The 22026-nt window shown below is 44.6% G+C and carries 21 protein-coding genes; 12 read left to right on the top strand and 9 right to left on the bottom strand.

All coding sequences use genetic code 11. From position 1 onward, the window contains the following. Nucleotides 1-199 precede the first annotated feature (199 nt). The gene (locus CHX35_RS03660; RefSeq protein ID WP_091834076.1) at nt 200-688 is read left to right on the top strand and encodes a hypothetical protein; all 489 of its coding nucleotides are present in this window, start codon (nt 200-202) and stop codon (nt 686-688) included. A 178-nt stretch (nt 689-866) separates the two neighbouring features. Then, a complete protein-coding gene (locus tag CHX35_RS03655) occupies nt 867-1430 on the top strand; it encodes a biotin transporter BioY (protein WP_091834074.1) in 564 nt (187 codons plus the stop codon). A 47-nt stretch (nt 1431-1477) separates the two neighbouring features. On the opposite strand, the gene CHX35_RS03650 is transcribed toward CHX35_RS03655, so the two are convergent. Beyond that, the gene (locus CHX35_RS03650) at nt 1478-1864 is read right to left on the bottom strand and encodes a hypothetical protein (protein WP_091834071.1); all 387 of its coding nucleotides are present in this window, start codon (nt 1862-1864) and stop codon (nt 1478-1480) included. 96 nt (nt 1865-1960) lie between these two features. On the opposite strand from CHX35_RS03650, the gene CHX35_RS03645 reads away from it, so the two are divergent. Then, on the top strand, nt 1961-2155 hold the full coding sequence (locus CHX35_RS03645; RefSeq protein WP_245838608.1) for a YqgQ family protein: 195 nt from the start codon (nt 1961-1963) through the stop codon (nt 2153-2155). Between the two features lie 201 nt (nt 2156-2356). Continuing rightward, nucleotides 2357-3760, top strand: coding sequence for an amino acid permease (locus CHX35_RS03640; protein ID WP_091834477.1), 1404 nt, complete (start codon nt 2357-2359; stop codon nt 3758-3760). A gap of 54 nt (nt 3761-3814) precedes the next feature. On the opposite strand, the gene CHX35_RS03635 is transcribed toward CHX35_RS03640, so the two are convergent. From CHX35_RS03635 to leuC, 3 genes are all read right to left on the bottom strand, one after another. Then, entirely contained in the window at nt 3815-4669 is an 855-nt protein-coding gene (locus CHX35_RS03635) for a dimethylarginine dimethylaminohydrolase family protein (protein WP_091834068.1), read from the bottom strand. 292 nt (nt 4670-4961) lie between these two features. Then, the gene (leuD, locus tag CHX35_RS03630) at nt 4962-5573 is read right to left on the bottom strand and encodes a 3-isopropylmalate dehydratase small subunit (RefSeq protein ID WP_091834065.1); all 612 of its coding nucleotides are present in this window, start codon (nt 5571-5573) and stop codon (nt 4962-4964) included. After that, the gene (gene leuC, locus CHX35_RS03625) at nt 5570-6997 is read right to left on the bottom strand and encodes a 3-isopropylmalate dehydratase large subunit (protein ID WP_091834062.1); all 1428 of its coding nucleotides are present in this window, start codon (nt 6995-6997) and stop codon (nt 5570-5572) included. Before leuC ends, leuD begins: the two co-directional genes overlap by 4 nt. Nucleotides 6998-7073: 76 nt before the next feature. Between leuC and CHX35_RS03620 the strand changes: the two genes are divergently transcribed. Next, nucleotides 7074-8048 (top strand): LysR family transcriptional regulator, encoded by a 975-nt coding sequence (locus tag CHX35_RS03620; protein WP_245838605.1) that lies wholly within the window; start codon nt 7074-7076, stop codon nt 8046-8048. 48 nt (nt 8049-8096) lie between these two features. Here CHX35_RS03620 and CHX35_RS03615 read toward each other — a convergent pair whose 3' ends face one another. Next, the gene (locus CHX35_RS03615; protein ID WP_176391864.1) at nt 8097-8612 is read right to left on the bottom strand and encodes a DUF4309 domain-containing protein; all 516 of its coding nucleotides are present in this window, start codon (nt 8610-8612) and stop codon (nt 8097-8099) included. 237 nt (nt 8613-8849) lie between these two features. Here CHX35_RS03615 and CHX35_RS03610 point away from each other — a divergent pair, with 237 nt between their 5' ends. Further along, a complete protein-coding gene (locus CHX35_RS03610) occupies nt 8850-10256 on the top strand; it encodes an amino acid permease (protein ID WP_091834055.1) in 1407 nt (468 codons plus the stop codon). 95 nt (nt 10257-10351) lie between these two features. Next, nucleotides 10352-11284, top strand: a complete 933-nt coding sequence (locus CHX35_RS03605; protein ID WP_091834052.1) for an SPL family radical SAM protein — start codon at nt 10352-10354, stop codon at nt 11282-11284. A gap of 208 nt (nt 11285-11492) precedes the next feature. Here the strand turns inward: CHX35_RS03605 and CHX35_RS03600 are convergent, their stop codons facing one another. From CHX35_RS03600 to CHX35_RS03585, 4 genes are all read right to left on the bottom strand, one after another. Continuing rightward, nucleotides 11493-11984 carry a DinB family protein gene (locus tag CHX35_RS03600; protein ID WP_091834050.1) on the bottom strand — a complete coding sequence of 164 codons (492 nt, stop codon included), beginning with the start codon at nt 11982-11984 and terminating at the stop codon, nt 11493-11495. 520 nt (nt 11985-12504) lie between these two features. Continuing rightward, the gene (locus CHX35_RS03595; protein ID WP_091834047.1) at nt 12505-13527 is read right to left on the bottom strand and encodes an LCP family protein; all 1023 of its coding nucleotides are present in this window, start codon (nt 13525-13527) and stop codon (nt 12505-12507) included. A gap of 319 nt (nt 13528-13846) precedes the next feature. Further along, on the bottom strand, nt 13847-14698 hold the full coding sequence (locus CHX35_RS03590; protein WP_281252046.1) for an LCP family protein: 852 nt from the start codon (nt 14696-14698) through the stop codon (nt 13847-13849). 424 nt (nt 14699-15122) lie between these two features. Next, nucleotides 15123-15821: a DUF3153 domain-containing protein gene (locus tag CHX35_RS03585; protein WP_176391863.1), complete on the bottom strand. Its 699-nt coding sequence runs from the start codon at nt 15819-15821 to the stop codon at nt 15123-15125. Nucleotides 15822-16375: 554 nt separating this feature from the next. Here CHX35_RS03585 and CHX35_RS03580 point away from each other — a divergent pair. From CHX35_RS03580 to CHX35_RS03560, 5 genes are all read left to right on the top strand, one after another. Continuing rightward, on the top strand, nt 16376-17050 hold the full coding sequence (locus CHX35_RS03580; RefSeq protein ID WP_091834039.1) for a protein kinase family protein: 675 nt from the start codon (nt 16376-16378) through the stop codon (nt 17048-17050). 101 nt (nt 17051-17151) lie between these two features. Then, complete coding sequence (locus CHX35_RS03575; protein ID WP_091834036.1) at nt 17152-17793, top strand: VOC family protein; 642 nt, start codon at nt 17152-17154, stop codon at nt 17791-17793. Between the two features lie 242 nt (nt 17794-18035). After that, nucleotides 18036-19118: an N-acetylmuramoyl-L-alanine amidase gene (locus tag CHX35_RS03570; RefSeq protein WP_176391862.1), complete on the top strand. Its 1083-nt coding sequence runs from the start codon at nt 18036-18038 to the stop codon at nt 19116-19118. 209 nt (nt 19119-19327) lie between these two features. Then, entirely contained in the window at nt 19328-20350 is a 1023-nt protein-coding gene (locus CHX35_RS03565) for an NADH:flavin oxidoreductase/NADH oxidase (RefSeq protein ID WP_091834030.1), read from the top strand. Nucleotides 20351-20436: 86 nt separating this feature from the next. Next, nucleotides 20437-21978: an FMN-binding glutamate synthase family protein gene (locus CHX35_RS03560; protein ID WP_091834471.1), complete on the top strand. Its 1542-nt coding sequence runs from the start codon at nt 20437-20439 to the stop codon at nt 21976-21978. The last annotated feature ends 48 nt before the right edge of the window (nt 21979-22026 follow it).

Raw genomic sequence — 22026 nt, 5'->3', positions numbered from 1 at the left:
TTTGTGTGGAAGGGAGGAGGTGGATGACCGGATAATCAGGGGAATGAGGGATTATCCGCTATCTTCTGTATCGAAAAGTGAATATGCTACAATGAGCAAAAATGAGGAGGACGTAATGGTTAACGCATATGGTGAAAGGGTTAATGAAGAACAGAAGGTGACCAGTCGATAGTGAAATATATATTTATAAGGAGAGAATATGAAAAAAGTTACTATAACGCTATTTATTATATTGATAATGAGTACATTAATAAGTGCTTGCTCAGATAAAAACACTGAAAAATCATTCAAATCAGAAAGGGAAGCTATACAGTATGGTATGAAGACGACCGCTAATATAACCAGAATCATTGGCGAATCGCAGTTCGTAAAAAATGAAAAAATTGTGGTTTATCTTATTAAAAGTGATGGTGATGATGGTATAAGTTCAGCGACTCTTACCCACAAGGGAAAAAGAGTAACCTGGACAACGAATGGCAATCCATTTGTAGTGAGGGATCGAAATAATGAAGACACGGAGGGGAGCATGGTTTTTAATAGTCCATCTGGCAGGAAATACGAACTTTATGCAGGTGTAGCCCATGGGCCACACCCAACTTTCAATACCCAGTATGAGAATGATGTCACACCCAATGTCGATAAGAAATCAAACATCTATTACTATGTAATGCTTCATCACGAAAAATAAGGAGGATGTTACCCAATATGTGAATGAGGAAGTATGGACCAGCTGTTTTCACTTGCCGCAATATGTGAAAGAAATCATAGGTGGGTAATGTTAACAAGGGAATATGATCCGGTTGACAATTGTCAACCGGATTTCTTATGCTGAAGAGACGTAGAAGGATGAGAAGAGGTGTTTTTGGATGTCCAAGAGGACACGTTCTGTACGGGATATGATACTGATTGCTCTTTTTACAGCGTTGATTGCCATTGCGGGTCAAATTTATATTCCCTTAACCGTTGTACCGATTACGCTCCAGACGATGATTGTTTTGCTTGCTGGCTCTGTATTGGGGGCGCGCAAAGGGGCTATGAGTATGGTGGTACTCATTTTATTGGTAGCAGTTGGTGCGCCGGTATTATCAGAAGGGAAAAGTGGACTACCTGCTTTGGTTGGCCCGACCGCGGGTTACATATGGAGTTGGCCCATCGCTGCCTTCCTTATCGGTTGGATCACTGAGCGAATCGCTCCTCAACTTCGTGTTTGGAAGATGGTGTTGGTTCATCTTTTTGCTGGCAGTATCATCATTTTTGCCTTTGGAATTAGCTGGCTTCATTTCATGGCGGGACTCGATTGGGGGAAGGCAGTTGCTGTGGGGTTGCTTCCCTTTATCCCGGGGGATGTAGCGAAGCTGTTGCTGGCTTCGTTTATAGCACCTGCCTTGTATCGTGCATACCCGATTATTCAACCTCGCAAGGCTTCATGAAAAAAAGCTCACCATCAGGTGAGCTTTTTTTGTGGGATTCCATTCAATTATGTGGGAAGGGTAGTGAAATCGGTGTGAGCGGAAAGGTGGCGGATAAAACGGTCGTTGAGGGGAAGGAGAATGTCTGTGGTCCCACGTTCAAAATGACCACTGCGATTAATTACCTTCACCCGGTTCGCAGAAATGCGATAATACTGTTTGGAAAACGCGGGGCGAATCCCCACCTCACTTAAAAAATCAAGGGATTTTGCATCGCGTTCTAATTCAAAGGGAATCATCCCGATTATATCGGTGAGAAGAATTTGATAGGAAGCATGTGGCTTTTGAAAAATAAGTTCTTGGGTGGTTAACGTGTATCGTAGTTGATCTTGTCTTTGATAAACTAGGAGTTCGCCGTGCATGGGTTTCACCTTAATAAATGGGGTGTTTGGCATGGAACCCCTCCTTTTACTCGTTCGGATATGTTTATACTTTAACATAGGGCATTGCCTGATTTCATATCCATTCATTTGCAATAGGAGGCCGCTCAGATGGAGAAGATGCAGACGGTAGGGGATGTACGCCAGCTGTTAAAACAGATGGGAACCGTAATCTACACAGGTGATGTGGAAGCGGATCGTGATTTAATGGAAGCGGAATTAGATGATATGCGAGAAATGGGTTTGCTTGATCAGGAAAGGTGGCTCTTAGCTAGGAGGGTATTGAGGCAATCAGCCAAAGGATGACGATTTCTTCGCCAGTGTACAGAGAGGGTAGAAGATGCTGGTAGGTTGTGGATGAGAAGTTTCTGTTTGACCATTCATCGAACCATACAGGGGTTAAACCAGATGCGGAGTGACATACTTCTAATAGATCATCATGCCGATGGAACGCATGTGGACTGTATGAAGAAACGATCCAATGTCGGACAGATTGGTGGGGCGGAAATGGCGAATCCTTTTTTGCGAACAAAATCAATTGATCACCTACAACAAGAAGGTCTTCAGGAAACGGGATTTAACCGAGTGCTAGGTTTATGGCACTTAACTGCGATTGGGCTCGGTGGGATTGTTGGCGTTGGGATCTTTGTATTGACGGGTACAGCGGCGGCTACCAAGGCAGGTCCTGCGGTTTTGCTCTCGTTTCTTATTGCGGGGCTAGCAAGTGCCGCTGCTGCCCTCTGTTATGCGGAGTTCTCGGGGATGATTCCTGTGGCGGGCAGTGCGTATACCTATAGTTACGCAGTGTTAGGGGAGTTTGCTGCATGGATTATCGGATGGGATCTGCTGTTGGAATATGCGCTGGTGGTAGGAGTGGTCGCCATTGGCTGGTCAGGCTACTTGCAATCCATCTTTGAGCAAATCGGGATTCACTTACCTCCATGGGCCCAAGGTGCTTCAGGGACGGGTAAGGGGCATGTGTTTGATTTGTTAGCCAGTCTCATTAGTTTAGGGATTGCTGCCTTATTAAGTATTGGCATGGAATGGGGGTCGAAATTTAATAGCTTGATGGTTTCGATCAAATTGGGCATTATCTTGTTGATTATTGGCGTGGGTAGTTTCTATGTGAATCCTGAGCATTGGCATCCCTTTATGCCCTTTGGTTTCAATGGGGTTATGGGGGGAGCAGCGTTGGTTTTTTTCGCTGTATTTGGGTACGATACCTTAACGACTGCGGCTGAAGAAGCGAAAAATCCTCAACGGGATTTGCCACGTGCGGTGGTGGTTTCCTTAGGAATCGCCTTAATTCTTTATGTAGGGATGTCCTTGGTGCTCACAGGCATCGTTGAATATTCTACCTTAAATAACGCGGCACCTGCGGCCAAAGCCTTTTCAGATATTGGACTGAAGTGGGCAACCTTTGTGATATCGGTTGCAGCTGTGGCGGGGATTACCAGTGTGCTCTTCTCCTTTATGCTTGCGGGTTCGCGTATATGGTTTTCCATGAGTCGCGATGGATTGTTGCCAAAGTGGTTCTCCCGTGTGCACCCAAAGTACAAAACACCGGCTCGTCCAACTTGGATTATCGGAGTGGTTACGGCATTCATTGCAGGATTAACACCGATCAATAAAGTGGCGGAACTCGCCAATATCGGAACCTTATTTGCTTTTGTGGTGATCTGTTCATCGGTAATTCTGTTGCGGAAGCGTCGTCCGGATATAGAGCGGTCCTTTCGCACACCGATGGTTCCCTTGATCCCCCTCATTGGCATTGGGTTTTCGATTTGGTTAATGGCAAGTCTTCCTGGAGTGACATGGGTACGATTTGTCATTTGGCTCGCTATTGGGCTTCTTATTTACCTCACCTACGGTCAAAGGAAAAGTAAACTTGCCCAAAATGAGCGCAGGTAACACACAAGAAGGCCTTCAGCAGATGCTGAAGGCCTTCTTGTGAAAATGACGATATTATTCTTCTCCTCGTATTAAGGGAAGTGTCGAACACCGGAAGGAACCCCCCGACTTAATAATCTCAGATAGGTCCACTTCGACAACGGTATACCCCCGCTGACGAAGCGCTTCATTCACACGAGGATTGACCGGTAGGCTTAAGATGGTGCGGTTGCCAATGGAAAGAATATTGGTACCTAAAGTAAATTGTTCGGTCTCATCGACTTCGATCAATTCATACCGACTCGCTAACCGCTGTAAATCCTCTTCTTCAAAAGCAGAGGGAAAGATAAGGGCTTCTGTAGGGGAGAGGATATTTAGAATGCAATCCAGGTGGAGGTATTTGACTGGGACGGAGAGAGGGAGGACTTCCATATGGGGAAGCTCTTGTTGGATTTCTGCCATGGCTCGCCGAGAGGTTCTACCGCTATCGCCAATCCAAACCGTGTCCCGATCAATCATCACGTCCCCGCCTTCAATACTCCCTGAACGGATAAATTGATAGGGAATTTGTTGATCGGTGAGCCATCGGGTTAAAATCTGTTCCTCCCCTTTACGGATCGACTCTTCCATTTGGGAGACAAAGAGGTGATTGCCAATGGTAAAGCCAATGTCCCGCGTAAATACTTGATCGGGGTAATCTCTGTCGGGTTCAAGTAAAATGACGTCGACATGATAACGCTGTAAGGTCGCTATTAATTCCTGATGCTGCTCCAACGCTAATTGAGTATCAATCCCATCTTCAATGTAACGGGTTTGCACATGGTTAATCACTTCATCAATTCGCATAAATTGAGGTGGACAGAGAAGCACACGTCGCAGGGGGGCATATTCACTCCAACAAGTTGCTGAGGGCTGGATATCGGTAATCATGGCTTCTTTCCTTCCTTTTAACAGTCTCTTGTTAACATGTGGGGATGTTATCCACTCTATTCCCATAAATGCATGAAGGGACACATGAGTGAATGGAGACAGGACAGAAAATAAAAGACTCCTTGTAACAAGGGGAATTTAGAAGGAAGCCCTTCAACCCTGTTACATAGGAGTAGCTACGATGGATACCATGATTTTCATCCCCCTGAAATCTTTTCTTTCTTTAGAAAGATTACGCTAGCGATAACCAGGGGTCAAGTGTGGATCATCAACAATATAAAAGCATTCCCCTTTACTTGTTGGGAATTGAATACCAAAGGGGTCGGTTTTGCTCATAGTGTTGGATCGATTCGTCCTTTTGTAATGTGATCGCAATATCATCCATGCCGTTGAGTAGACAGTGACGACGATAAGGTTCGATTTCAAAGGATGCAGCAAAACCATGGTGATCCGTGAGGGTACCTTTTTCTAAGTCAACCATTAAGGTAGCGGTGTGCGCAGATTCAATCCGTGAATGGAGTTGGCTCACGAGAGACTGTGGCAACGTGATAGGGAGGATGCCATTCTTAAAACAATTGTTATAGAAAATGTCTGCATAACTCGGTGCGATAATGACGTGAAATCCGGCATCGAGGAGTGCCCAAGGAGCATGTTCCCTTGAGGAGCCGCAACCAAAGTTTGGACCCGTCACGAGGATGGATGCCTTGTCATAGGACGGCTTATTCAGCTCAAAGGTTGGGTCAGGCTTTCCGTTCTCATCAAAGCGCCAGTTATAAAACAAGAATTGACCAAAGCCGGTTCGTTCAATTCGTTTTAAAAATTGTTTGGGGATAATTTGGTCGGTATCCACATTGGCACGATCCAGTGAAGCAACGATTCCTTGGTGTTGTCGGATGGGTTTCACCCTAATCCCTCCTCGATAGTCGGTTCCCATTGGCGAACATCGACAAAGTGACCCTTGATCGCTGCAGCGGCTGCCATCATTGGGCTGACTAGATGGGTACGTCCACCGCGTCCCTGCCGTCCTTCAAAGTTTCGATTGGAAGTGGAAGCACAACGCTCTTTATCGCCTAATGAGTCATCATTCATCGCTAAGCACATACTGCACCCCGAATCTCGCCACTCAAAACCCGCTGCTAAAAAGATGTGATGAAGCCCTTCTTTTTCAGCTGCACGTTTTACTTGTTGGGATCCAGGAACGACCATCGCCTTTACATGGGGGGAAACCTGGCGGTTTTTAACCACTTGTGCAGCTGCACGTAAATCTTCCAAGCGGGAGTTGGTGCAGGATCCGATAAACACGCGATCCACTTGAATGTCCGTGATCGGTGTCCCGGGAGTGAGTCCCATATAGTCTAACGCTCGGCGAACGGATTTTTGTTCGCTCTCGGTGGGGTAGTGCTCAGGAAAAGGCACCTGATTGGTTACTTCCGTTCCCATACCTGGACTGGTTCCCCAGGTGACCTGTGGTGCGATATCGCTGGCGTTCAAGATAACCTGTTGGTCGTAGATGGCACCATCATCGGTAACAAGCTGCTTCCAATCGGCGATCGCTTCTGAAAAAAGCTCTTCCGAAGGTGCTTTCGGTCTCCCGCGAAGATAAGAAAAGGTCGTTTCGTCAGGAGCAATCATGCCTGCCCGGGCACCTGCTTCGATGGACATGTTGCAGATAGTCATGCGCTCCTCCATGGATAGTTGCCGAATCGCTTTCCCGGTATATTCAATTACGGTTCCGGTCGCACCGGCTGTGCCAATCTTGGCAATGACCGCGAGGATGATATCCTTGGCCGTTACACCAGGGGAGAGCATCCCTTCGATACGAACTTCCATGGTTTTGGGTTTTTGTTGTTGAAGGCATTGGGTGGCGAGTACGTGTTCCACTTCGGAGGTACCGATGCCAAAGGCGAGTGCACCAAAGGCGCCATGGGTTGAGGTATGGCTATCTCCACAGACAATCGTCTTGCCGGGTAGGGTAAGTCCGAGTTCGGGTCCGATGACATGGACAATTCCTTGTTCAGGGCTATCCAAGTCATACAGTTGAATGCCGAATTCCTGGCAGTTTTTCACGAGGGCATCCATTTGTGCGACAGAGGTTCTATCGGTGATGGGTTGAGATCGATGAATCGTGGGCACATTGTGGTCCATCGTGGCAGTCGTCAGATCTGGACGGCGGACTGATCGTCCATGAAGGCGAAGGCCTGCGAAGGCTTGGGGTGATGTGACTTCATGGACGAGGTGGAGGTCGATATAGAGGGTGGCAGGCTTTCCCTCCTCTTGTTCAATCACATGCCGATCCCACACTTTTTCAAACAATGTGCGTGGTTTCATTCGTCCTCACCTCGGGGTACTAGATTTTCAACCTATCCTACTGGATGGTTAGTGATTTGTCTAAGATATATAATGTATGAAATCGATAGATACAGACTATGGGGTTGATGAAATGGAGATGCGACTTCTTGAATATGTTGTGGAAGTTTATCAACAGCAAAATTTCACACGGGCTGCGGCTCAGTTACATATTTCTCAACCCTCGTTAAGCCAACAGATTAAGAAGTTGGAGGAAAGATTGGGTGTGCGGTTATTTCATCGTGAACAAGGTGGAATTGTACCTACACTCGATGGTGTTCGTTTCATTGATCATGCAGAAAAGATCCTCCGCATGCGGGATGATCTAGAAAAGGAGATGAGTGAACGAAGCGAGGGGATGAGTCAAGAATTAACGATAGGGGCGCCTGCGATAACTGGGGGACATGTATTGCCACCGCTATTGCGAAAATTTGCGGATGCGTATCCACAAGTACGCGTTCGTTTAGTTGAGGAGTCACCTGAAGGGCTCGAAGAGATGACTGCCAAGGGATTGGTGGATTTATCGATTCTTTCCTTGCCGATTGAAGATACACGGTTGATCTCCGAGCCCTTGATTACAGAGCCTTTGTTACTTGCCTTGCCACCACAGAAGCAAAAATGGATGACAAGGGATGATCACTCCTTACTTTCAGGGGACGACGAGAAATTGCATCATATAAAGCCGGTCTCGCTTTCATTGGTAGCCGATGCACCGTTTATCTTACTGAAAAAGGGATATGGATTTCGCCGGATTGTCTTAGAGCTGTGTGCTGAACAGGGTTTTCAACCCCACATTGTATTTGAGACGAGTAGCATAGAAACAGCCCAATCCCTCGTAGCCCATGGGTTGGGGGTGACCATGGTCCCTGCGATGGTGATGCGAAGGAAAAGTGAACGGGATGCCCCCATTTATCGATCGCTTCAGCCCGAGCCCAAGCGGACCCTGGTTTTTGCCTATTTAAAGGGTCGTTACTTGAGTGTAGCCGCGCGTGCCTTCATCAATTTATTTTATGTGTTGGATAAGGAAGAATAAAAAAGAAACCTGCATGGTAGCAGGTTTCTTTTTTATTGAAACGAAGACTTAGTGTGCTCTTTCAATTTTGACCGAAGACAATTCTAACTCACCATTGGGATTAGCCATGCGGGTCCATTGGAAGGTCACTTTGTTTATGCCTGCGTGGTAGGACTCATAATATTGGCCAGCGCCTGCATCGGATGCAAAGGGTTTTCCTAGCTTTTGCGCCACATCATCATGGGTGACAGACAAGAGCTTGGCATCCTTTGTAAATAAAGAGTGAACCGTTCCCTGTTCGTTGAGACCAAAGGCAATCTTTCGTTTTTCATAGTTGAGGGTAAATTGATCCTGAGATTCTGGTTTTCCCCACTGGCTGATTATACTGCTTTTTTTCGATCCAAGACGAAAGGAACCACTGTTAACTGCTTTACCTTCCTTCGCCAATTTTATCGTTTGTTTCAATACATCCCCTTTTGCTTGGTGATCAGGGGAGGCGTGAGCCGTTGTGTGAAAGAGAGGGGATAACGGAGCCCATGCGCATACTGCGACTACCGCCAACAAAGCAATTAATTTTTTCTTCAACATTGATTCCTCCATTTTAATAATTATCGTCTCACTCGTAAATTTCCACATCACTTACCCACTCAAACCCCGAAATAGATTAAAATTCAATTAGATTTTTGGTAATAGGTGTTTTGTTTTTGGAGAATGCGTATCTTTAAAGGGTGTGTTCTTAGGGGGTCCATCTTTCATCAGGGCGGTGTGTGGGATAGGAACTTCTGCTTATGCGGAGGATAAAAAAGATAGGAGGGAATTGGAGTGCGATACACAGTTAAGCAAGGAAAGAAGATAGCGATTCACCCCCATGTACAGCATCATGCCAAGGGAACGCCTGGCATGACACAAGGGAAGCTGATCTTTATTGGAATTGCTTCCATTGTAGGTGCTGGCTTCTTTCTTGCGACGGGGACCATTTTCAATATCGCAGGTCCAGCGACCCTTTTTGGGTATTTGTTGGCATGGCTCTCTGTAACGACGGTGTTTGCTGCACTGGGGGAAATGGCAGCTGATGAGCCTGGCAAAGGGGGATCCTTTCGGGCTTATATCGGAGAATATTTAGGTAGAGGATACTCCTTTGTGGGAGGGTGGGTGTATTGGACAGCCGGCGTATTGATCATGTCCAGTGAGGTTACCGCGCTTGGACTTTTTACTCAACGTTGGTTTCCTTCGGTACCCTTATGGCTGTTATCATCCCTATTTTCTCTCTTGGCAGTCGGATTAAATTGGCTTGGATCTGAAAAATTTGGTCAAGCGGAATCCCTATTCGCTGTGATTAAAATTGTGGCGGTCATCGGCTTTATCGTGGCGGTGTTGGTGGTGGCTGGGGGAATGGTGTTTAGTGGTGAATACCTTCCCCAAACAAAGGCAGAGTGGTTTCCTCATGGAATCAAGGGGTTGTGGTCATCGATCATTTTAATTTACTTTACCTTTGGTGGTATCATTGCAACGGGATTAGCGGCAGGAGAAATGAAGGAGCCGGAAAAAATTCCGGGGGCATTTCGGAGAATGGTTCTACTGTTGTTGTTTCTCTACCTCATTCCGCTTACGTTAGTTGTTTTAACTGGTTCAACTGGAAGTTTGTCTGCACAACAAAGCCCGTTTATTACCGTGTTATCACGCTTATCCGTTCCTTATGGTGATGAATTACTGAACGGAATTATGATTGCCGCAGCCTTTTCTACAATGGTAGCGGCGATGTTTGCAAGTACTCGGGTTCTTGTGTCGTTAGCAGAAGATGGGGATGCCCCTCGTAAGCTTTTAACAAAAAATAAACGAGAGGTTCCCACATATGCATTATTAGCTAGCTCAGGGGGACTGGTCTTTGCGATTGGAATTTCTTTTTTCCTTCCCAAAGAGGTGTACGAACTGCTCTCTACATCCGCAGGGATTAACTTGGTTTTTCTTTGGATGGGAATCCTGATTTCCCATCACATCTATCGCAAAAAACAGAGAAAAATCAAAGGAGAAAACCATCCGATGTGGGGATATCCTTTACGAACCCTTATTTCTTGCATTATCATTGTTGTGGTTCTAGTCGGGATTTTTCTTGATCGAAAACATATGATTAGCCTTGGGTTTACCCTGGCCCTTATGATCCTCTTCACCTTCTGTTATCAAGTGATGAAGCGTAGGAAAAATACTGATAAAAAAACGATTCGTAACTAGGGAAAGACAGAATCCATCGAAATCGCCCTTGTCAACCAGGGCGATTTTCATATACGATTATAAGAACAAACGTTTGGATTGGGGGAGTGGAATGAATGGAAAATGGGTTGCTTCCCGATCGCTGGTTTCCTGTCCGTCCACGTACGCTGTTAACACAAGTCAAGGAAGAACGAATGCCTTTTTCTTGGTCAATTAATCCCTATCGCGGATGTGGTCATGGTTGTCATTTTTGTTATGCACGACAAACTCATACATGGCTGGGATTTCATACAGATGATAGCTTCCGAAATAATATTATCGTCAAAAAAGAGGCTGCCCAAATTTTGCGAGAAGAGTTGCATAAAGGGAAGTGGAAAGGCGGGGGAATTGCGGTTGGTACGGTGACGGATCCCTATCAACAGATCGAGGGGAAATTAAAAATCACACGGGAGATCCTACGTGTACTCCGTGAATACAGCGTTCCGATCAGTATCACGACGCGGTCACCGCTAATCCTTAGAGACCTGGATTTATTAAGGGATATGAAGATCGATTCGATCAACATCAGTATCAGTACACTTTCTGAGGAGGTTTGGAAGCAGACTGAACCTTCGTCACCGCATCCTAAACAACGGCTGCTGGCTGTAAAGAAATTAAATGAAGCCCGTATTCAAGCGGGGGTTTTCCTCGCCCCGATTATGCCGTACCTAACCGATCAGGATGAGCAATTGGAAGCAGTAATTCGCGAAGCAGGAGTCAATAAAGCACAGTTCCTCATCCCTTCGGTGTTGCGGCTGAAGCCGGAGGTGAAGGACTGGTTTTTTCGCCAAATCCATCGCTCATTTCCTAAGATCTACCCGCGTCTTGTTCGGTTGTATGAAGGAGGCTATGCCCCAGAAGAGTACGTGCGAGGGATCCGAGAGAAAGTCCTGCGGCTTGCTGAAGAGGAAGGGTTACCTACCACCCTGCGCAATCGACGAATGGACCCTACGAAAGATCCATCCAAACATGCTACGGTGGAAGCACCGGTACAACTAAGTCTTTTTTAAGATCTGCGAACGGGAATTCTCCTTATGATGAAAGTGAGCGTTTCTCTGTATCCCCTTGCGGGAATCAGGCATGGAACGTGCCTTCATGGAGAATGCGACGTTGGTCGATTCAATGAAACGAGAAGCTCTGCCATTTCTAATAGCGAGTAGTTCATTAAAACAACTCCCTTTTCGATTACGTTCAACCGTAATCGAAAAGGGAGTTGTTTTAATCTTCGATGCCTAAGACATCGGTATTGAGGGGAGTATAACCCATCTGGCGTGCGATTAAGACAATCTGTCCCTTATGATGAAATTCATGAGTGACGGTATGCATGAGAAGTTGTTGAGGGGAAATCGAGATGGACTCCGATTCATTACGCCATGGAATCGGTCTGACAATGGGTGTTTCCATTTCTATCGGCCCTCGTTCAAGAACTTGTTCAACATAAGCATCCGCTTCTGCAAAACGTGTGACGATCTCCTTCATGCCAATACCCATGCGATTTTCCTTGGGTGTAATCGGTTGCGTGGTTTTTAATAACACATAGGAACCCATCCAAGCATGGTAACATTCTGCAATATGTAATAAGAGATCTCGTACGCTTTCGCTGCCGAATGATTCATTTGTGCGGGTGAAGTCTGCCGGTTCGATTTGGGTACAAAATTCAAGGAGCACCTTGCGTGTCTCTTTTACCCAAAAATATTCCTTCGCATCCAAGCCAGGGTCCCCCATCCGCTTTTATAATGTGTGTATAAAGCTTTGTAGCGCGGTTTACGGTTTACAAGGAAGATCTAATTCTGTACGACGAGGGGCGTTAGCACGATATTGGAGTACTTGAATTCGTTGATGGGTCTTTAACATCCGCCAAATACGAACTTTAAATCGCATGCCGTCACTCCTTAAATAAAAGCAGAAATCAGAAGAATTTGTCGAGTCCAATGAAGTTGTTTTTAGTTTACTTCGAGAAGGTAATCGGCGCAATCAACCCTAGGGTTCAATTTAACAAAGAACCTTCTGACTAGTGTCATGGATAATAACTAGTCTTTGGTACTAGGTCATTAGATAGGGGAGGAGGGATCCTTTGACAATTTGAAATAAAAAAGGATAGATGCATAATAAGATCACTCGAAATATGAAGCAGTTAACTCATTGGAATGTCACGCGTTACTCCGCTTGAAACGGGGAGGAGGTGAAAAAATCCCTCCATCAATTTTGATGGAGGGTGAATGGCGACAACTTATGGTGAAGTGGTGGGGTTTCCAGTAGCAGGTGTGGAGGAATTCGGCTGTTGTGGTGTCATGTTACTGGGTTTATCTGGAATATCGCCTTCATAAGGTTTGCCATCGAAGGTTTGTAAAGGTAGATCGAGTTGCTTACGCAAGGTGAGGCTGACTCGGAGTCGTTCTTGCTCAGATACGTAATAATAATAGATTTTCTGGGCATTCTTCTGGTTGGAATTGTAACCGTGGAGAGTGAGTGTCTCTGTATTCTTTTTCGGAATGCTGCGATAGATGGACTGAAGTTCTAGCATCTCACTCAATTTCATATTGTGGGTGATATTATCCCCCACCGCTTTGAGGACGTCATCCATTTTACCGATCGAGTGAAAGCTCATCGATTTTTTCATCAGTGATTGAATAACTTCTCGTTGGCGGTCATTACGACCGGCATCTCCACGGGGATCCCCTTTACGCATCCGTACATAGGCAAGAGCTTCATGCCCGTTGAGATGAGCAGGTCCCTTTTTGAAATAATACTGTTTATTAAAAACATGCAAATTGAAATCAAAGGGGACATTGACATCTGTACCACCCAAGGTGTCGGTAATATCGATAAATCCATTAAAATTGATTTTTACATAATATTTGATGGGTGTATTTAAGTAACTTTCAAGGGTATATACGGTATTGGTCATGGGACCAACCCCCGCCTTGATTCCATAATAAGGAGCTGCATTAATTTTTGTTTTAAATCCGTTGGGAGTGTTGGCGATGCTTGCGTAGGTATCCCTTGGGATACTGATCATTTTCATTGATTTTTTTTTCGGGTTGATTGCTGCGAGAATCATGGTATCCGAACGCCAGTATTTATTAGAGGCGTCTTTGACATCGGTACCCACCAGAAGTACGGTAAAACTTCCTTGCTTAGCGAGATCCCTTTGTGCTTCTGCAGATTTTTTTCCTCGTTTTATAGGGTCATAAGAATCATGAATTGTCGTTGAAAGCTTAAAGAAGAAATAGGAGGCACCAAGTATCGCCACAATAAGGAGACTCAGTACAACCCATATCCAGCGCTTCTTTCTTTGTCTTTTTTTATGTTGCCGATGGGCACGTGATTGTTCGATGGGTAGACCCCGCCTTTCAGTTACTGAGCATTCTGTTTTTAAATCATAACCTTCTGTATAAACAGAGTCAAAGTCTTTTTATTTTTATTTATAATTAAATTTTAAAATAATAAATAATGCGTTAATATGGTAAATAGGTATTGTTAAAATGAAAAAAAAGGGTTACGAGTGATCGATGAGGAGCAAAAAACCACCCTCCATCAAAGCAATGGAGGGTGGTTTTTTAAATACATGATTATGGTGAAGAGGTTGAATTGCCAGTAGCAGGTGTGGAGGAATTCGGCTGTTGTGGTGTCGTACTACTGGATTTTTCTGAGGAAGAGGATCCGGGTTTCTCTGGAATCTCCTCTTCATAGGGCTTCCCATCGAGGGTTTGTAAAGGAAGATTGAGTGTTTTTCGTAGTTCCAGACTCACTCGTAATCGTTCACTGTCAGAGATGTAGTGATACCAAAGGCCCTGCGGGTTTTTATTGGAATCATATCCTTTAAAGTTGAGGGTTTCCATGTTCTTCTTCGGAATGCTGCGATAGATGGACTGAAGCTCAAGCATCTCACTCAATTTCATATTGTGGGACACATTTTTCCCGACGGCTTTCAGGATATCATCCATTTTACCGATGGAGTTAAAGCTCATGGATTGCTTCATCAACGACTGAATCACTTCCCGTTGGCGCTCATTGCGACCAGCATCACCACGGGGATCACTTTTACGCATTCGTACATAGGCGAGAGCTTCATGTCCATTGAGATGTGCGGGTCCTTTTTTGAAGTTGTAGTACTTATAGAAAAGCCGAATATTGAAATCGAAGGGGACATCCACATCCACTCCTCCGAGGGAATCAGTAACATCGATAAACCCATTAAAGTTAACTTTGACATAGTACTTGATCGGTGTGTTTAAGTAATTTTCAAGGGTTAGTACGGTGTTCGTCATGGGCCCAACCCCTGCTTTGACTCCATAATACGGGGCAGCATTGATTTTCGTTTTAAAACCGTTCGGGGTATTCGCGATGGAAGTGTAAGTATCTCTTGGAACACTTACCATTTTCATTGTTTTTTTCTTGGGATTGACGGCTGCTATGACCATCGTATCTGAACGCCAATATTTATTAGAGGAATCTTTCACATCCGTACCAACGAGAAGGACGGTAAAGCTTCCTTGTTTGGTTAGATCTTTTTGTCCTTTAGATGATTTTCCCTCACGACGTAGAGGATCGTAGGAATCATTTACGGTAGCTGAAATCTTATAAAAGAAATAGGAAGTACCCAGAATGGCGGCGAGAAGAACAATTAATAAAACCCAAATCCATACTTTCTTTTTTCGTCTCTTTTTGTTTATTCGATTGACACGTGACTGCTCGATAGGTCATACCCCACTTTTCAGTATCCAGAATTCTATTTTCAAATCATAACCTTCCCCCAAGCCGTAGTCAAAAAAGGATAATTGACTAAGGCTTGGTATTTTTTAAGGGTACTCCCATTAATTTTAAAACAAGGAAGTATCATGCTGATTATGGGGAAGTTTTTTTCTTTGATAATACCCAGAATATCAGTACACCACCGATGAGAAGGACTGCTAAAAGAATACCGCCAAGGGTGAGCCAGCCCTTAATATTTGGAACGTCAGCCTCGATAAAAATCGGATTCTTTTCCCCGGGTTCGATCTTCCAAGACAATGTTTTCCCGTCATTGGAGATGGAATCTGCATTGTTGCGATCTGGTTTAATAGGAAGAGAAACGGTAAGGTTTAAATTGACTTGGTGAATCAACCGTTGTGCAAGTGGATTATCGATGGACATATTGGCTAAGTCCACGTTTTTACGAAAGGTAATCCGAGAGGTTAAAAAATGGTGTTTGACGGTAAGTGGACCCTTTTTTTGATCATGGTTAAGGAAATCCAAGACACCTGCACTTGCGGTGGCATCTTCATCAGCAAATTTCTTTAACCATTCTTGCCCAGGTGGCTCTTTTGCAACATTCTTTACATCCTTCTCGGCGATCCACCCTTTTTGTCCATTTTCTTCCGTAGGTTTGACCGTATACCCTTCCGCTTCGACTGTTTTACGAAAGGAGCTGAGTTGGTCTGCTACCAGGGGGTTGGTTAGCACTTTCAGACGATACGTACCTGAGCCATCCATATTCAAATCAACATGTAGATCTGCATTTACACAGCCAGAAAAAACGATCATCGATACACATACCATCAGCATGATTGATAATTTCCGGAGTGCTCTCAGTAGGATCATCCCTTTCTTTTATCCATGTCACCCGATCTCATTTTGAGCAAAAAACATTTTCAGAAGAGCAAGATGCATTTGTGTGTGATTACATATCCACGTGGAAGCATGATAGAAGTGAGGTTTGTGAAGATAAAAGAACAGACAGGTATCCATGGTACTTAGTATTAAGCTTTCCCTAGGGTAACTCAAAAATTGCCCAAATGGAATGGAAAAAACGTTGACATCTACCTAATAGAGAAACGATAACTACCGTGAAAAAGGTTCAGTGATAAGAAGCTAGAGGGATAAGCGACATCAATTTAAAATCTAAATGGTCTACATAAGGGAGCGATTAGCAAAATAGAGGCACGCATTCCTTAAAAACGAGAGAAAGAATAATGATAATGGGAAGGGATGGTCAAGTCTTTTCATTGACAAAAGAAATGCGCATTCAGTATAGTGAAGGCATTCGAGCAAGGTTTTTTCTAATGGTGGAAATATATTTGACGATATAGAGAAGTGGAGTTAGCACAAGGGGGAACCCAATGGATTGGGAACCGATCAAACCATTGATCGCAAAAGTCGAGGTTTCATCGAAACCAGGTAATCAACCCGTTTCGGTTACGTTTATTCCAGAAGAGCTAGAAGTAATTGGTATCGGTACAGACGCAGTTGTTGTCCGCCATCACTCATTCCCTACAATTGCTTTTAAAGTATATGTAGAGGAAGAGATTGATACTTGCCAAGATGAGTATGAAGTATATCAAAGATTGCAAGGTTCTTCATTTTTTCCTACTTGTTATGATCGGGATCATCGTGTATTAGTACTGAGTTATGAAGAAGGACTTACTTTATATGATTGTTTAGTCCAGGGAATTCCCATTCCCGAAACGGTTTTGGAAGAAGTGGCTGAAGCACGACGCTATATAAAAGAGATAGGCCTTAATCCACGGGATATGCACTTGAAAAATGTACTTCTACAAGAGGGACATGCGAAGGTTTTAGACGTATCCGAATACAATCAACCCGGTGATGATGGGCGCTGGGATCATCTCGTTCAGGGATATGAACTATTCTATTCATTTTTAGAAGGACGACGGATTCCTGTATGGTTAATTGAACGGGTAAAAGGGGCATATTTGGATCAGATTGGAGAAGAATTCTCACTGGTGGAGTTTGGTCGATCCTTTCTCCAATTTTTCAGTCCAAGTAAGCGGTAATTTATTTGGGAGGCAACACATTCGCTTTAGAATGTGTTGTTTTTCTTTTTTTATCCAGGTAATCTGAAAAGAAAATATAGAGTGAGGGGAATGATTTAGATATGCAATTATTTCATTATCATTATTGGACAGAAAACGTGGAGAAAATGGAGAGATTTTATAAATCAATTGGCTTTACTGTAGCACTTCGAATTGGCTTGGTTGATGGAGATCCACAGACCTTTAATCCGCCATTATCCTGGGAGGATTTTCGCGATCGGGGTATCCATTTTCGTATTATTGAGATGCGAAAAGGGCAGGTAAATGTCACCTTTGGTATGGGAACAAGGGATCGTTTTGATCACATTGGTTTTTTAGTCAATGATAGGGATTATTCGTCCTTAGTTCAGAGGGCCCATGAGCTGGAATGGAAGGTGGATGAGAGCGAGCGACGCACTTTTATTCAAACTCCGTGGCGCTTTCGTATCGAACTACAGCAGCGAAGGGAATTTGTGCTAGAAGAAGAACCACGAATCGATTCCTGTACACTTATGCTCCCTGTTACAGAGAAGATCAGAGATCTGGCAACTTTTCTTGGGGTAACCCCTCTCGATACAAAGGCAGGAGAGATTCAAATGGTATCGGAAGACGGATGGTCACTTACTATCGTGAATGGACCCGTGACTCAATTGCGCTCGATCACTTTTTCCTCAGGGGCGGTTTCGGTGGCAGATCCAGTGGGGGTCGCGCTACATTCCATTTGAAGATCAGTGATTGAACACCCAGCGTATGGGTCTAATCGAACACCTCTTATGATTTTTCATAAAAGGTGTTTTTTGTATACGATTAGCCGTTTTATCATGTTAATTTGGAGTGATTTAATGCTTTACTTACAGAAAATTCAAGAAGGAATATGGTTCATTCCATCGAAAGGGTATTAAAGGATTTTGAAATTAGTATTTATCCTTTATTTACCTTTAGACAAATTGAAAGGGAGGAAGTGGGTTTGAACAAAGCGCGTATGGGCTGGATGGTTGTCGCATTAATATTCGTTTTATCCATTGTCACCCCGGCGGTTTTTGCTGCGAAGGGTCTTCCGATGACCATGGAGAAAAAAGGACTGAATCAATCCTTTCAAAATGCAGCAGATGAATATGATGTGCCTGTGTCCCTTTTGATGGCGATCGGATATGTAGAGACACATTGGGAACAGAATGATGGAAAAGCGAGTCAAATGAAAGGTTATGGCATCATGCAGCTCATGGATGATAAGCAAGGAACCCTTCGTTTAGCCTCTCGTCTAACTGGGGTGAATCAAGACACGTTAAAGAAAGATTCATCGGAAAATATCCGGGGAGCTGCGGCGGTAATCGACTCCTTTGCCAAGAAATCGAACAAGCCACGTCCGCAAACATTGGGTGAATGGTATGAAGTGGTAGCAGATTATGCCGGTTTTAAGGATCCCTCGGTGACACGGATGTTTGCAGATGATGTGTATGATGTCTTGCAAAAGGGCGTATCGCAAAAAGTACATGGCGAGGAGTTATCAATCCATTCGCAGACAGTGAAACCCCACCGAGGAAGTTTGGCACATATCGAAACGACAGCAGGTAAACCTGACTATGAATCAGCCGAGTGGGAACCTGTAGCGGATGGGAATTTTACCGCAGCCAACCGCGGTTCTGAAGATATTAAATATATCGTCATTCATACGACACAAGGCTCTTATTCATCGGCGATTAACTGGTTTCAAAATCCTAAATCAAAAGTAAGTGCTCATTTTGTCCTTCGTTCGAAAGACGGTGAAGTCACACAAATGGTTCACAATCGCAGCATTGCTTGGCATGCAAGGGATTATAATACCCACAGTATTGGCATTGAACATGAAGGGTACGTTGAGAAGTCGGGTTGGTACACGGATAAAATGTACCGTTCTTCTGCAAAGCTGACACGATGGCTATGTGAAAAGTATAAGATTCCAATGGATCGAAAACATATCATTGCCCATAGTGAAGTTCCTGGAACAACCCATACGGATCCAGGTTCGAAATGGGATTGGGATCAGTACATGAAACTGGTAAAGGAATGAATGAAATCTCCCCTGGTTAGAGGATCAAGTGTGTGGATAACCCCTGTTATCGTCGTTTTGGTTATGTAGTCTTGTGGGTTTGTCGACAGCCTCGATCCCCTTCATAGGGGATTTTTTGATGATTAGGGAACAATAAGAGAGGTTTGTGCACAGGTGGTTTATGGAATAAGTATGGGGTGAGAGATTGTTTGCGTAGAGGTGAGACACAGATGCCAGGATTGTTTAGTCCGTTGAAAGTAAAGGGAATGACGATTAAAAATCGCTTGATGATGTCCCCAATGTGTCAGTATAGTGTGGAAGCACGGGATGGGAAACCTGAAGAGTGGCATTATGTTCACTATGTCTCCCGGGCCATTGGTGGAACAGGGCTGATTATGATGGAAATGACGGATATTCATCCCGATGGCCGAATTACGGACCGGGATCTAGGATTATGGAGTGATGAGCAAATTCCTGCTTTTCAGCGTATTATTCAAGCGTGCCAAGGGTTTGATGCAAAGGTTGGCATTCAGCTTGCTCATGCGGGTAGAAAGGCAGAATCGGAAAGTTTATCTCCGGTGGCACCGTCGGCGATTCCTTTTAGTGATCGCTACCGAGTCCCTCATGAGATGAGGGAGGATGAGATTCAGGCGTTAATACAGGACTTTGGAAAAGCAGCTGAAAGGGCGGTACAAGCCGGTGCAGATACGATTGAATTACATGGAGCTCATGGCTATTTAATTCATCAATTTATCTCCCGATTGTCTAATCATCGGAACGATGCGTACGGGGATCCCAATCGCTTTGTAAGTGAGGTTATTCGTAAAGTACGTGCCTGTATTCCTGAAGAGATGCCGTTATTAATGCGTTTATCTGCAGTGGAATATGTAGCAGGGGGTTATCAACTCGACGATACGATCGAGCGGGTTCGCCTCTTTAGGGAAATGGGTGTGGATATGTTTGACCTCAGTTCGGGTGGTGAAGCACCAGGTGGACCTTCACCTGTGCAAGTGTCATCGACGGGTTATCAAGTTCCCTTTGCGGATGCTGTTCGTATGGCAGTCGATGTCCCAGTTATCGCCGTGGGTCATCTGGATGATCCACGAGTAGCCGATATGGTCATTCAAAATGAACTCGCTGATATCGTAGCGATTGGGCGAGGCATGCTACGGAACCCATATTGGGCGAATGAAGCGGCAATCACTTTAGGGAAAGGTCCCATTCTACCGCACCAATATGAGCGAGCGTTTTGATTGAATAAGAAGGGGACGGAATCCCTAACAATCCATTGATTTGAAAAGGAGAGAAACCTGTGAAGGACACCTGGAGCGCTACTACGATGGGGTTAGATATATTATTGATCCTGGTTGTACTGACACCGTTAGTGTTAGTGATCTGGGTCATTATCGTCGATCGCAACCAACAAGAACATTCAATTCTTCGTAATTACCCTTTATTAGGAAAGGCACGATACATTCTTGAAAAGATTGGGCCGGAATTACGGCAATACCTTTTTCAAAATGATACTGAAGGGAAGCCCTTCTCCCGACATCAGTATGAGACCATCGTCAAACGAGGGAAGTACCTGACGGATAAAATTGGTTTTGGTTCGGTGAAAAATTTTGAAGAGGGGGATTGGTATGTGGTCAACTCGATGTTTCCCCGTCAAATGGAGGAACAGCGAGTAGATCGTGAACAATCTCCCGTGACGACATCCATCTATCATATTGAAGATGATGGGCTGTTTTATCGGAAGGAACATCGTCAATCTGTCAAACAAGACCCGTGGTTGTTGCCGGATGAAGATGCAATTGTCGTGGGAAACGCATGTGTTCAACCCTGGCGAATTAAAGGGCTGGTTGGGATGTCAGCCATGAGTTATGGAGCCCTGGGTGAAAAAGCGATTACGGCTTTATCCAAAGGGCTAGGGTTGGCAAAAGGAACTTGGATGAACACAGGGGAAGGGGGATTAACGAAGTATCACTTACAGAGTGATGTGGATATCCTCATGCAAATTGGCCCAGGGTTATTTGGTGTAAGGGATAAAAATGGAGAGTTTGATTGGGGCGAATTAAAAAAGAAAAGTGAAATTGAGCAAGTACGTGCCTTTGAATTAAAGCTGGGTCAAGGGGCCAAAATTCGTGGTGGGCATGTGGATGGTGAAAAAGTTACCCCTTCTATTGCGGAAATACGTGGGGTAGAGGTAGGAAAGGATATCGACAGTCCCAATCGCTTTAGACAATTTGATGACCTCCCATCCCTGTTTGCCTTTATTAAAAAAGTGAGAGAAGTGTCAGGTAAGCCAGTCGGCATGAAAATTGTCGTTGGGAATCGAGAGAATGTAGCGTCCTTGGCACAGGCCATGAAAGAATCCGGGGAAGGACCCGATTTTATTACAGTCGATGGTGGAGAAGGAGGAACCGGTGCGTCTTATCAAGATTTAGCGGACGGTGTCGGCCTTCCTTTGCGTTCTGCACTGATGCTGACGGATCAGGCGTTACGGGAGTATGGTGTGCGTGATCGAGTAAAGATTATTGCATCTGGGAAGCTGATTACTCCTGATACGATGGCTGTGGCCTTAGGTTTAGGTGCGGATTTAATTCATGTTGCTCGTGGATTGATGTTTAGTGTGGGTTGTATACAAGCGCTTCGTTGTCATACCAACCGATGTCCAGTGGGGGTAGCGACAACGGATCCGAAGTTACAACGAGCGTTAGTCGTTGAGGAAAAACAATATCGTGTCGCGAACTATGTGATGTCCCTTCGAAAAGGCTTGTTTCGGGTAGCGGCATCTGCAGGGCTCACTTCCCCTGTGGACTTTGATCATTCCCATGTAGTTTATAAAGATCGAAGAGATCGGGTATTTCCGACTCAAGAGTAATTGAAATCAATTGCTAGCGTTTTTTTAAAAACCTGCGATCCTTTGACG

It is taken from the genome of Marininema halotolerans (assembly GCF_900116235.1).
Taxonomy (GTDB): Bacteria; Bacillota; Bacilli; order Thermoactinomycetales; family DSM-45169; genus Marininema; species Marininema halotolerans.
Note: the sequence above shows the minus strand (reverse complement) of the source record. Positions and strands in the feature narration are given on the sequence as shown.